General features: G+C 70.5%; 9 protein-coding genes. 5 read left to right on the top strand and 4 right to left on the bottom strand.

The window, feature by feature from the left end:
- Positions 1 to 14: 14 nt before the first annotated feature.
- Positions 15 to 2,132: an RNase A-like domain-containing protein gene (locus PGH47_RS19275; protein ID WP_271668098.1), complete on the bottom strand. Its 2,118-nt coding sequence runs from the start codon at positions 2,130 to 2,132 to the stop codon at positions 15 to 17.
- A 280-nt stretch (positions 2,133 to 2,412) separates the two neighbouring features.
- Here PGH47_RS19275 and PGH47_RS19270 point away from each other — a divergent pair, with 280 nt between their 5' ends.
- The 3 genes from PGH47_RS19270 (at position 2,413) to PGH47_RS19260 (ending at position 7,673) form a co-directional block, all read left to right on the top strand.
- Positions 2,413 to 5,535 carry a sacsin N-terminal ATP-binding-like domain-containing protein gene (locus tag PGH47_RS19270; protein ID WP_271664470.1) on the top strand — a complete coding sequence of 1,041 codons (3,123 nt, stop codon included), beginning with the start codon at positions 2,413 to 2,415 and terminating at the stop codon, positions 5,533 to 5,535.
- Positions 5,536 to 5,718: 183 nt separating this feature from the next.
- A complete protein-coding gene (locus PGH47_RS19265) occupies positions 5,719 to 6,582 on the top strand; it encodes a DUF5707 domain-containing protein (protein WP_271664469.1) in 864 nt (287 codons plus the stop codon).
- Between the two features lie 191 nt (positions 6,583 to 6,773).
- Positions 6,774 to 7,673 carry a hypothetical protein gene (locus PGH47_RS19260; RefSeq protein WP_271664468.1) on the top strand — a complete coding sequence of 300 codons (900 nt, stop codon included), beginning with the start codon at positions 6,774 to 6,776 and terminating at the stop codon, positions 7,671 to 7,673.
- A gap of 7 nt (positions 7,674 to 7,680) precedes the next feature.
- Here the strand turns inward: PGH47_RS19260 and PGH47_RS19255 are convergent, their stop codons facing one another.
- Positions 7,681 to 10,077 carry a cation-translocating P-type ATPase gene (locus tag PGH47_RS19255; RefSeq protein WP_271664467.1) on the bottom strand — a complete coding sequence of 799 codons (2,397 nt, stop codon included), beginning with the start codon at positions 10,075 to 10,077 and terminating at the stop codon, positions 7,681 to 7,683.
- A gap of 104 nt (positions 10,078 to 10,181) precedes the next feature.
- Positions 10,182 to 10,481, bottom strand: coding sequence for a DUF2530 domain-containing protein (locus PGH47_RS19250; RefSeq protein ID WP_107906040.1), 300 nt, complete (start codon positions 10,479 to 10,481; stop codon positions 10,182 to 10,184).
- 118 nt (positions 10,482 to 10,599) lie between these two features.
- Here PGH47_RS19250 and PGH47_RS19245 point away from each other — a divergent pair, with 118 nt between their 5' ends.
- Positions 10,600 to 12,051 carry an NCS2 family permease gene (locus PGH47_RS19245; RefSeq protein WP_271664466.1) on the top strand — a complete coding sequence of 484 codons (1,452 nt, stop codon included), beginning with the start codon at positions 10,600 to 10,602 and terminating at the stop codon, positions 12,049 to 12,051.
- Positions 12,052 to 12,057: 6 nt separating this feature from the next.
- On the opposite strand, the gene PGH47_RS19240 is transcribed toward PGH47_RS19245, so the two are convergent.
- Entirely contained in the window at positions 12,058 to 12,240 is a 183-nt protein-coding gene (locus tag PGH47_RS19240) for a ribbon-helix-helix protein, CopG family (RefSeq protein WP_269640216.1), read from the bottom strand.
- 119 nt (positions 12,241 to 12,359) lie between these two features.
- Between PGH47_RS19240 and PGH47_RS19235 the strand changes: the two genes are divergently transcribed.
- A complete protein-coding gene (locus tag PGH47_RS19235; RefSeq protein ID WP_030951488.1) occupies positions 12,360 to 12,797 on the top strand; it encodes a MarR family winged helix-turn-helix transcriptional regulator in 438 nt (145 codons plus the stop codon).
- Positions 12,798 to 12,806: the final 9 nt, after the last annotated feature.

Genomic DNA, 12,806 nt, shown 5'->3' with positions numbered 1-12,806 from the left:
TCCAAGCGTGCGCGCTAGGGCTGAGGGAACGATGTGAGGACGCGGTATCCAGACGGCGCCGTCGGGTCTGCCTTGAGGACGACGCGGACCCCGTTCACCCATTTCGTGGGCTGCCCATGGGTGAAGTCGTAGCGAGTGAGATGGAGCCCTGTGTTTTCGGTGAAGCCTGCTTCCAGCCGCAGGGGTTTCTTTGCCCCCCTGGCCAGCCATTCGGATATCTTCCGTTGGTTTTCCCTGGTGGTCAGGGTCTTGTCGGTGAAGCGTTGTGCCGATTCGACGTCTACGTAGCGTGAGTCCTCCTTAAGGCCAGGGTCTTCGCGGAAACGCCTGCGCATCCCGGCGATGGTCTTGTCGACGTGCCTGTCGATCGTATGGCCCTTGCTCTGGCCGCCGAGGCTCTTGCCCTCGTCGCCCCGCACATCCGCACGGTGCTCTGGCTTCACGCGGCCCCTGCGCTTGCTCCTCGGCCAGGCGTTGTAGTCGCCGCCGGAGTTGTTCGAGCCTCCCACCGCCATCAGCACGGCACCCGCACTGCCCAGGAGCCCGGCGTTCAGGGCCGCCTCTGCTGTCAGGGCGGTGACTGCCCCGCCTCCCGCCAGGGCGAGGCCTCCCGGGGGGAACAGGGCCAGGAGGGAGAGGAGGATGAGGGCGAAGCCGAGGTAGGTCAGGAAGGTGTTGAGGGCGTCGAGGAGGTGGAGGGTGCGGATGGTGGCGCCGTCGGGGCCCGCTTCACCCAGGGCTCGCCACAAGAGGAGGGCGCCCGCGGTTCCCGCTCCCAGCGCCGTTGCGAGGCGGAAGCGGTGCGCCGCCAGTACCTCTCCCAAGGGCTGCGTTGATGCCAGTCGCCAGGTGCGTAGGAGAGTGACCAGTTGGTAGACGATCCACGCCAGGGCGGCTGTCCCGAAGCCCATGAGGATCTTCGGGCCCGCGCCCGTGCTGAAGAACTCCTGTAACCCGGCTGTGGAGGTGAACGAGCCGACGCCCAGGAAGAGGAGCGAAGGCAGCATCAGTACGCAGGGGATCAGGACCAGCCAGCGCCCCCGGGAGCGTCTCGCCGCTCGGGTCGCCCTCAGCCAGGCACGGATGTCCAACGCCCGCCAGGCACCCGCGTTGTCGGACGCGTCCATCCGGGCCGTGATCCCCGCGACCACGCCATGCAGTTCGGCGGTGGACTCGGGCGGCGCCGACGCGACCGCGTACAGCAGGGAGCGCCGTAACCTGACGTGGCGCAGGACGATCAGCAGGCTCCAGGGCAGGCGCCAGGAGGCGTAACGCAGCAGGGCCCCCGCGCTGTCGCCGTCGGCGCGTTCGGAGGCGAGCAGTACGTCGGGTACGGCGGCCTTGCCCCGGTGCAGCCGGCGCAGGTCCGCGGCCATGGCGACGGCCAGGCACAGCAGCGGTGCCGCCCACGCCACGCCGTTCAGGGATTCGAGCCAGTCCTTCGCCGCGCCGGAGCGCTCCTGCACCGCGTAGTTGTTCACCGTGTGGTGGACGACGGCGGCCGCGATCGGGAGCACCGACAGCAGGCGCAGCCAGCGGCCGGTGCGCCACAGCAGTCCTGCGCCGAAGCCGGCCAGGGCCGTGAACACCAGGTGCGTGAACGTCTCCGTGGCCGGAGGGCCGCCCAGGTCCAGCTGGCTGAACGGCGCCGGCAGCCAAGCCGTCAGCACCTGCCCGGGGCCCGGCACATACGGCGGGGACAGGCTGTCGGGGACGATCCAGCCCTCGCCGCGAGGGATCGCCCGGTCCGCGTCCAGGCCGAACCGCAGCACCGCCTCCAGCAGCCCGAACCCGGCACCCAGCGCCGCACCCACCACCACGAAGTCGGTGAGCCCCCACTGCCGGCGGACCCGCGGACTCAGCCCCGCCAGCAGCAACGGGGTGACCTTGAGCAACTCCTCCACCCAGGGAGCCACGGTGTAGCCGGTGGTGTTCACCACGGACACCAGCGACCGCCCCGACTCCTCCGCGTAGATCCGGGTGTAGGCGAGCTGCACCAGCGCCGTCGCCACCCCGCACCCGTACACGCCCACCGCGAGCGCCAGCAGCACGGTCGACAGGCGTACCGAACGCGTCGGCCAGGAGATCGCGAACACCTGGAGCACGCCCCAGACGGCGGCCACCGCCATCATCAACGTCACGCCAGGCCCCCCATGCACTGGAACAGCAATTGATTCGCGATCGTGAACGCGATGCTAGGTAGCCAACCGGCGGTACTGCAAGGGAGTTGTGAGACGGATGCGGCAGCTTGGCGTGATGATCGCTGCCGTGAATCGCAGGGCGGTCACCGATCCACCGGACCCGGACCGCCGGGCCGGTCCACGCAATGCCGTCCCGGTGCCGAGCCGGTGGGCGGCGCGGGCGGCTCTCGTGGGCGGTACCTTCATCATCACGCCGATGAGGAGAGTCAACGTGAGCAAGTTCGTGCAGCCCGCGGCCGAGGGCGCCGACCCGTTCGGTACGGCCCGTCTGCGTCGCGGCGTGCTGGATGCCTGGGCGACCAGTCCGGCCCGTTTCCGGGAGGACGCCAACGCCGAGGAGGACCTCGTCCTCGGCGGGTACCGGGACCGGCTCGTCGTCGAGCTCGCTCAGAACGCCGCCGACGCCGCGGCCCGTGCGGGCGTCGCGGGGAGACTGCGGTTGACGCTCCGGGAGGGCGTCCTCGTCGCCGCCAACACCGGCGCTCCGCTGGACGCCGCCGGTGTCGAGTCGCTGTCCACCCTGCGCGCCTCCGCCAAGCGTGACTCGGCCGCCGTCGGCCGGTTCGGCGTCGGGTTCGCCGCCGTCCTCGCCGTGACCGACGAGCCCGCCGTCGTCGGACGGCACGGCGGTGTGCGGTGGGCGCTCGCCGAAGCGCGCGAGCTGGCCCAGGAGACCGCCCGGCACAGCCCGGGGCTGGGGGACGAGATCCGGCGGCGGGACGGACATGTGCCGCTGCTCCGGCTCCCGTTCGCCGCCGAGGGCACCGCCCCCGATCCGTACGACACGGCCGTCATCCTCTCCCTGCGCGACAGCGCCGCCGCCGCCCTCGCCGAGCGCCTGCTGCACGCCGTCGACGACGCGCTGCTGCTCGCCCTGCCCGGCCTGGAAGAGGTCGTGATCGAGGTCGGGGAGGGCGAGCCGCGCACGCTGCGCCGCCGCGTGGACGGCCCCTTCACCGTCGTCGAGGACTCCCGGGCCGGCGTCACCCACTGGCGCACGTCCGCCGCGCACGGCCCGCTCACGCCCGAACTCCTCGCCGACCGGCCCGTGGAGGAGCGACTGCGCCCCCACTGGTCGCTCACCTGGGCCGTGCCCGTCAACGCCGCCGACAGCACGCCCGACCGGCCCCGCACCGCCCCGGTCGTGCACGCGCCGACGCCCAGCGACGAAGCCCTCGGCGTCCCCGCCCTGCTCATCGCCTCCTTCCCCCTGGACACCACCCGCCGGCACGCCGCGCCGGGCCCGCTGACCGATTTCCTCGTGCAGCGCGCGGCCGACACCTACGCCGAACTGCTCACCGAATGGCGCCCGGTGAGCGAGGGCGTCATCGGCCTCGTGCCCGGCCCGCTCGGCAAGGGCGAACTGGACGGGGCCCTGCGCCAGGCCATCCTGGAGCGGCTGCCCCGGGTCGCGTTCCTCCCGCCAGCCGTGGAGCCGCGCGAGGTCGACTCCGAGCTGCCGGAGTCCCTCAGGCCGCGTGACGCCGAGGTCGTCGAGGGCGCCGGCGCCGACACCGTGCGGGTGCTGGCCGAGGTGCTGCCCACGCTGCTGCCCGCCGGGCTCGAACGACGGGTGGAACTGCGCACCCTGGGCGTGGCCCGCGTCCCGCTCACCGACGCGATCGACCGGCTCGCCGGTCTTGAGAAGGAGCCCGGCTGGTGGCGGCGGCTCTACGACAGCCTCGCCGGCGTCGACCCGGACCGGCTCTCCGGGCTGCCAGTGCCCCTCGCCGACGGCCGCACCACCATCGGCCCCCGCCAGATCCTGCTGCCCACCCCCGACGCGGCCCGGGTCGAACCCGAGATCCTGGCGCGCCTCGGCCTCAAGGTCGCCCACCCGGACGCCGCGCACCCGCTCCTGGAGAAGCTCGGCGCGCTGCCGGCCACGCCCCGCGCGGTGCTCACCACGCCCCAGGTGCGCGCCGCGGTCGCCGCCTCCCTCGACGACGACGGCGGGCTGAGCTGGGAGGAGGACGCGCCCGACGCCGAGGAACTGGCCGACACCGTCCTGGCGCTGGTGCGCGACGCCGGTCTGGAGCCCGGCGACGAGCCGTGGCTGGGAGCGCTCGCCCTGCCCGACGAGGAGGGGGAGCTGGTGCCGGCCGGTGAGCTGGTCCTGCCCGGCAGCCCCTTCGCCGAGGTCATGCGGGAGGACGAACTCGCAGCCGTCGACGCCGAGCTGGCCGAGAAGTGGGGCGAGCAGCCGCTGGCGGCCTGCGGCGTCCTCGCCAACTTCGCCCTGGTCCGCGCCACGGACGTCGTCCTCGACCCCGACGAACTGGAACCCCGCGAGGGCGACTTCGCCGAGCCGGACGACGCCGGCCTGCTGGACGCCGTCGACGTCTGGTGCGAGGACATCCTCGACCGGTTCCCGGACACGCCCGTACCGCCGGTCGCCACCGAGCTGATCGCCGTACGCGACCTGGACCTGGTGGACGACGACAAGTGGCCGCAGGCCCTCGCCCTGCTCGCACAGCCCCCGCTGCGGGACGCGCTGACCCAGCAGGTGCGGATCCTGCTGCCCGACGGCACGCACGAGGTCGTACGGCCGTACACGGCATGGTGGCTGCGGGGGAACCCGGTGCTGGACGGCCGCCGTCCCGCGGGCCTGCTCGCCTCCGGCGGCGACCCGCTGCTGCGCGGCCTTTACGACGAGGCCGACGCGACCGGATTCGACGACGAGCAGGTGCTGCGGGCGCTCGGCGTACGGACCTCCGTCGCCGCGCTGCTCGACGAGCCGGGCGGCGCCGCCGAGCTGCTGGACCGGCTCGCCGACCCGGACCGTGCCGTCACCTCCGCCCAACTGCACGCCCTCTACGGTGCGTTGGCCGATCTGGATCCCGAGCAGGTGACCCTGCCGGACGAGCTGCGGGCCGTCGTGGACGGGCGGGTCGAGGTGGTGGACGCGGCGGACGCGGTGGTCGTCGACTCGCCAGACCTGCTGCCGTTCACCGCGGGCGTCCCGCTGCTGCCGGTGCGGCCGGCGCGGGCCGCCGAGCTGGCCGAGCTGTTCCAGGTGCGGCGGCTGAGCGAGTCCGTGACCGGTGAGGTGGACTCCGAGGGCACCGAGCACGACGTACCCGAGTCGGTACGGGTGCTGCTCGGGGCGCGCACGCCCGCCTCGTACGTCGAGCACGAGGAACTCGTCGTGGACGGCGTCGAGATCGACTGGCGGCTCACCGACGACGGGGTGCTGCACGCGGCGACCCTGGAGGGCGTCGCCGCGGGGCTGGCCTGGGCGGCGGGGCAGTGGCCGCGGCGGTTCGAGGTCGCGGCGCTGCTGGAGGACCCGTCGCGCACGGGGGAGCTGGCGCGCGACCGCTGGTTCGACTGAGCCGGAGGTGTACGGGCCCTGACCGAGGGGCCCGTACATATTTTCTTCACTCCCCGTACAACCTTTCGTCGCCATCGTCGATCTGATCACCCGAGCCAACTGGCTCCACGATCATTTGGGCCCGATCGGCGACGAACCGCACGGAACGACCGCGGTCGGGCCCCTTCTCCTCCTGGGGAACGCATGCGCATTCGAGCCACCGTGGCCGCCGTCTCCGGCGCCCTGGCCCTCTCCGCCCTGGCCGTTCCGGCCGCCCAGGCCGGCAATGACAGCGACGTGGCCGCGAACAAGCCGAGCGCCGCCGAGCGCTTCGGCAGCTCCCAGAACCGGTCGGCGTTCAGCGCGGCCGCTGCCGCCGAGGCCCTGCCCGTCGTGTCCAAGGTGACGATCAACTCCGGCACCGCCGTGGCCGTCGGCACCACGTACGCCAAGACCTTCACCGTGTCGGTCACCGCCAGCCACGCCTCCGGCATCCAGGACGCGTACGTCGACCTGTGGCACGGCACCGACCTCGACAACATCGACGGCCTGCTGATGGCGAACGAGGAGGCCGCCACCTGCACCGCCTCCAGCGCCACCACGTCGACCTGCAAGCTCACCATCACGGCCACGCCGGGCAGCGACCTGTACATGAACGCCCTGGCCGGCACCTGGCACGTGACCGCCGGTGCGCTCGCGGGCGACGGCAGCATCTACTGGAACGACTTCCACACGACCCACAAGGTCCAGCGCTACTCGAAGCTCACGGTCAACGCCTCGCCGGAGCCGGTGAAGAAGGGCAAGACCATCACGGTCACCGGCAAGCTCTCCCGCGCCAACTGGGAGGACTTCAAGTACCACGGCTACACCAACCAGTCGGTGAAGCTGCAGTTCCGCAAGAAGGACAGCAGCACCTACACCACCCTGAAGACCATCAAGTCGAACTCGACGGGTGAGCTGAAGACGACCGTCACCGCCTCCACCGACGGCTACTTCCGCTACAGCTTCGCGGGCACCACGACCACCCCGGCGGTCAACGCCACGGGTGACTTCGTCGACGTGCAGTAGTCCCTACGTCAGGCCGTGCGTCACGAACTCCCGGGAGCCGCCCGGGGGTTCGTGACGAAGGTCACGAAGATTCCCCGCGGGGGAGACAACCGCCAACCCCGGGCGCGTATCTGATCACATGGGTCAACAGGCCTCACGATCACCGGGCCCCGACGTGACCAGCGGGGCCCCTTTCCGTACCAGGGGAACGAATGCGCATCAGAGCCACCGTGGCCGCCGTCTCCGGCGCCCTGGCCCTCTCCGCCCTCGCCGTCCCGGCCGCCCAGGCCGACGACTCCGCCGCCTCCCGCGCGGACGTCGCGAAGGTGCGTCAGGCGGCGCACGCCGCGTCCGCCAGGGCCGCGGGCAAGCCGTACGCCCTGAACGTCTCCTTCTCCGATTTCAAGATCGCCAAGACGGTCAAGGCCGGCACGACCAACCACGTCGCCACCACGGTCACCTACACGCTGACCCACGGCGCGGACGTCGACATCGCCGCCCGCGACTTCGTCACGGACCCGATCATCTACCGGGGTTCCTACACCGCGCCGGAGAACATGCTCTACGGCAACAAGCCGGCCAAGTGCACCGCGACGAACGCGACCACCGCCACCTGCAAGGGCACCATCGACGTCTACCCGGGCGACCACGAACTGCGCAACACCGACGCCGGCACCTGGCGCGCCGCCGCCGAGGCCACCGCGTTCAACGGCCAGGACCCGGCGGGCGAGACCTTCGACATCACCAAGGTCGGCTACAAGGGGCAGAGCGGTCTCGGCAGCACGCTGATGCAGCGCTTCTCGAAGCTGACGGTGGACGCCTCGCCGGAGCCGGTGAAGAAGGGCAAGCCCATCACCGTCACGGGCAAGCTGTCCCGCGCCAACTGGGACCGCGGCACGTACAACGGCTATGTCGAGCAGCCCGTGAACCTTCAGTTCCGCAAGAACGGCAGCAACACCTACACCACGGTCAAGACCGTGAAGACCAACGCGACGGGCAACCTGAAGACCACGGTCACCGCCGCCCAGGACGGCTACTTCCGCTTCACCTTCGCGGGCACCACGACGACCCCCGCGGCCACCGCGACGGGCGACTTCGTCGACGTGCGCTAGCCGACGCCTAGACGGGGAAGCGGCGGTCGACCCACCGCCACGCGAGTTCCAGGACGACCGCCGCCCCCGCCGAGATGCCCACCGCGATCCACGGCATCGTCATCCCGACCAGCTTCAGCGCGAAGAACGTCTGAAGCCAGGGCACCACCAGCACCAGCAGGAACCCGAGCCCCATCGCGGCCACCAGAATGACGCGCCACCAGGTGTAGGGCCGGGCGATGATGGCCAGCACCCACATCGAGATCAGGAAGAGCGTCAGCGTGGCGACGCTCGTCTCCGCGTCCAGCGAGCCCTCGCCCGTGTAGTAGTGCCGGGCGATCAGATACGTCCCGAAGGTCGCCACCGCGGCCACCACCCCGCCCGGGATCGAGTACCGCATGACCCGCCGCACGAAGTGGGGCCGTGCGCGTTCCTTGTTGGGCGCGAGGGCCAGGAAGAACGCGGGGACGCCGATGGTGAGGGTGGACAGCAGGGTCAGATGGCGCGGCAGGAACGGGTACTCCACCTGCCAGAACACCACCATCAGGGCCAGCAGCACCGAGTAGACCGTCTTGACCAGGAACAGGGTCGCCACGCGGGTGATGTTGCCGATGACCCGGCGCCCCTCGGCCACCACCGACGGCAGCGTGGCGAAGCTGTTGTTCAGCAGCACGATCTGCGCCACGGCCCTGGTCGCCTCCGACCCCGAGCCCATGGCAACGCCGATGTCGGCGTCCTTCAGGGCGAGGACGTCGTTCACGCCGTCGCCGGTCATGGCGACGGTGTGCCCGTGGGACTGGAGCGCGCCCACCATGTCCTGCTTCTGCTGCGGGGTGACCCGCCCGAACACGGTGCCCTCGTCCAGGGCCGTCGCCATCCCGTCCTTGTCGCGGGGCAGGGTGCGGGCGTCGACGGTGCTGCCGGTCAGGCCCAGCTTGTTCGCCACCGCCCCCACCGACACCGCGTTGTCGCCGGAGATCACCTTGGCCCGGACGTTCTGGTCCGCGAAGTAGCGAAGGGTGTCGGCGGCGTCCGGCCGCAGCCGCTGTTCCAGTACGACGAGGGCGGCGGGCCGCGCTCCGTCGGCCACCTCGGGGTCGCCGAGGTCGCGGCGGGCCCGGGCCAGCAGCAGCACCCGCAGGCCCTGCTCGTTGAGGCGATCGGTTTCGGCCAGGGCCGGGTCGTCGGCGGGCAGCAGTACATCAGGGGCGCCCAGCAGCCAGGTGCCGTCCTCGCCGTCGCCCTCGCTGAAGGTGGCGCCGCTGTACTTGCGCGCGGAGGAGAAGGGCAGCGACTCGGTGCAGCGCCAGTCCTCGGCGTCCGGGTAGGCGTCGATGATCGCCTTCAGGGAGGCGTTCGGGCGGGGGTCGGACTCGCCCAGGGCGCCGAGCACCTTGCCGACGTACGCCTCGTCGCTGCCGTTCAGGGGGCGCAGCTCGGTGACGTCCATGCCGCCCTCGGTGAGGGTGCCGGTCTTGTCGAGGCAGACGGTGTCGACGCGGGCGAGGCCCTCGATGGCGGGAAGTTCCTGGACGAGGCACTGCTGGCGGCCGAGGCGGATGACGCCGATCGCGAAGGCGACGGAGGTGAGCAGCACCAGGCCCTCGGGGACCATGGGCACGATGCCGCCGACGGTCCTGGCGATGGAGTCGTCGAGGTCCTTGTTCTTCACCACGAGCTGCGTGATGATCAGGCCGATCGCGGCCGGAACCATCATCCACGTCACGTACTTGAGGATGGTGGAGATGCCGGAGCGCAGCTCGGACTGGACGAGGGTGAAGCGGGACGCCTCCTCGGCGAGCTGCGCGGCGTAGGCCTCGCGGCCGACCTTCGTGGCCTGGAAGGCGCCGCCGCCCGCGACGACGAAACTGCCGGACAGGACAGGGTCGCCGGGCTGTTTGACGACCGGGTCGGCCTCGCCGGTGAGCAGCGACTCGTCGATCTCCAGACCGTCGGTCTCCACACACACGCCGTCCACCACGGCCTTGTCGCCGGGCCCGATCTCGATCAGGTCGTCCAGCACGATGTCCGAGGTGCCGACCCGGGCGGCGACGCCGTCCCGCCGCACGGTGGGCCGGGCCTCGCCGATCACCGCGAGGGAGTCGAGGGTCTTCTTCGCCCGCCACTCCTGGATGATCCCGATGCCGGTGTTGGCGAGGATCACGAAGCCGAAGAGGCTGTCCTGGATCGGCGCGACGAACAGCATGATCAGCCAGAGCACGCCGATGATCGCGTTGAACCGGGTGAAGACGTTGGCGCGGACGATCTCGGCCATCGAGCGGCTGGAGCGCACGGGCAGGTCGTTGATCTGGCCCCGCGCGACCCGCTCGGCCACCTCGGCGGCGGTCAGCCCGCCCGACGCCACCCGGACGGCGGCAGGGTGCACGGCGTTGCCCACTTCGGTGCCCGCGTCGGCATGCGTCATGCATTCGACGGTACGTGCGGATTTACGCCTTCACCCGCCGAGTGGGCGGAAGTTCCGACTTGGGGAGGACGGGGTGTCGTGCCCTGGTTGTAGGGCGCGGTGCCTCAGGACGACTGGGGTTCGCCGGTCGTTTCCCTGGGCTCGGCGGGAGCGGCGGCCGCCCGCTTGAGAGCCGCGTCGCGCCGGCGGACGTACCAGATGCCGATCAGTCCGAGTCCGCCGCCGGCCAGGCAGGTCCACACCCACCAGGTGTGGCCGTGGTCGTCGAACCAGCCGTAGAAGGGGAGCTGCACGAGGAAGAGGACGAACCAGATGACGGTGCCGCCGACGATGGTGGGGACCACCGGCCCCTCCAGGGGCTCCGGCGCCTCGTGCTTGATGGGTCCCGTGAAAAATCCGGCCATGGAGGACAGCTTACGAGGCGATCAGGTCTACGCGCGGAGATAGCCGATCGAGGCTTTATATGTTCATACTGAAACGGTTTGTGTCTGACCACTTCTCTTCGTAGGAAACAACAAAAGCATGCCCACCTCGGCTCCTGCCAAGGCCCCCACCCCTGAACAGCCGGGAGCCGGGCCCACCTACGGCGCACTCGACCGCTACTTCAAGATCTCCGAACGCGGCAGCACGCTGTCCCGCGAGATCCGCGGCGGTTTCGCCACCTTCTTCGCGATGGCGTACATCATCGTGCTGAACCCGATCATCCTCGGCAGCGCGAAGGACATGTACGGCAATCAGCTGGACAATGGCCAGCTGGTCACCGCGACCGCCCTGACGGCCGCCTTCACCACGCTGCTGATGGGCGTCATCGGCAATGTGCCGATCGCGCTCGCGGCCGGTCTGGGCGTCAACTCGGTCGTCGCGCTCCAGCTCGCGCCCCGGATGTCCTGGCCGGACGCCATGGGCATGGTGGTCCTCGCCGGATTCGTGGTCATGCTGCTGGTCGCCACCGGTCTGCGCGAGCGCGTCATGAACGCCGTGCCCTACAGCCTGCGCAAGGCCATCTCCATCGGTATCGGCCTGTTCATCATGCTGATCGGTCTCGTGGACTCCGGCTTCGTCTCGCGCATCCCGGACGCCGCCCACACCACGGTTCCGCTCCAACTCGGCGCCGACGGTCACCTCAACGGCTGGCCGGTCCTCGTCTTCATCCTCGGCGCGCTGCTCACCCTCGCGCTGATCGTGCGCAAGGTCCCCGGCGCGATCCTCATCTCGATCGTCGCGATGACCGTGCTCGCGGTCGTCATCGAGGCCGTCGCGAACGTGCCGTCCTGGGGCCTGACGACCCCGAAGTGGCCCGGGAACCCCTTCGACAGCCCCGACTGCGGACTGATCGGGCAGGTCAGCCTGTTCGGCGGCTTCGACAAGGTCGGCGCGCTGACCGGCGTCCTGTTCGTCTTCACCGTCCTGCTGTCCTGCTTCTTCGACGCCATGGGCACGATCATGGGCGTCAGCGACGAGGCGAAGCTGACCGACGCCCAGGGGCAGATGCCGGGCATCAACAAGGTCCTGTTCGTCGACGGTGTCGCCGTCGCCGCGGGCGGTGCCAGCTCCTCCTCGGCCACCACGGCCTTCGTGGAGTCCACGGCCGGCGTCGGCGAGGGCGCCCGTACCGGCTTCGCGAACGTCGTCACCGGATCCCTGTTCGCCGTGGCGCTGTTCCTGACGCCGGTCGCCACCATGGTCCCGTCGCAGGCGGCCACCCCCGCGCTGCTCGCGGTCGGGTTCCTGATCCTGGCGAACTCCGTCAAGGAGATCGACTGGGCCGACTACACGATCTCGATCCCGGCCTTCGTGACGATGGTGATGATGCCGTTCACCTACTCGATCACCAACGGCATCGGCATGGGCTTCATCACCTTCGTGGTGCTGCGCCTGGCCGCGGGGCGGGGCAGGGAGGTGCCGGTGGCGATGTACGTCGTCGCCGCGGTCTTCACCTTCTACTACCTGATGCCGGCGCTGGGCCTGACGTAGCGGGGCTCAGGCGAGGCCGTAGAACTTCTCGGTCTCGTCGACGGCGGACTTGAACCGCTCGTCGAAGTCATCACGGATGAGCGTCCGGACCACATAGTCCTGGACGCTCATTCCTCTTTTCGCCGCATGCTCCTTGAGTCGCTCGAGCAGCTCGTGGTCTATCCGCAGGCTGAGCACGCTGGTCCCCATGAACACGAGGGTTGCCTCATTCACGGGTCCGATGGGTCACGTTCCGCCACCGGATCACCCGGATGAGTGACGCCGTACCGGGTGGTCTTTAGTCAGGGTAATGAGTTACTCTAAAGAACATGTCGGACCTTACCCATGGCGACGACGGTGCCGCCGTGAACTCCCTGCGCTCCGCCGTGATGCGACTGTCGCGCCGGCTCAAGCACCAGCGGGTCGACGAGTCGCTGAGCCCCACCGAGATGTCGGTGCTGGGCACCCTCTCCCTCTGCGGCAAGGCCACCCCCGGTGAGCTCGCCCGCAAGGAGCACGTCCAGCCGCCCTCGATGACCCGCATCGTCGCGCTGCTGGAGTCCAAGGGCCTGGTCCGGCTGGAGCCGCACCCCGAGGACCGGCGCCAGAAGGTCGTCACGAAGACGGAGCAGGCCGAGGCGATGCTCGAGGAGAGCCGCCGCAAGCGCAACGCCTTCCTGGCCACCCTGGTCGAGGGCCTGGACGAGGACGAGTGGGCGAAACTGCGCGCCGCCGCCCCCGTGCTGGAGAAGCTCGCGCATCTGTAAGCAGTCGTC

The sequence above is a fragment of the Streptomyces sp. HUAS 31 genome (genome assembly GCF_028198125.1).
GTDB lineage: Bacteria > Actinomycetota > Actinomycetes > Streptomycetales > Streptomycetaceae > Streptomyces > Streptomyces chartreusis.
This window is presented reverse-complemented; position numbering and strand designations above follow the sequence as displayed.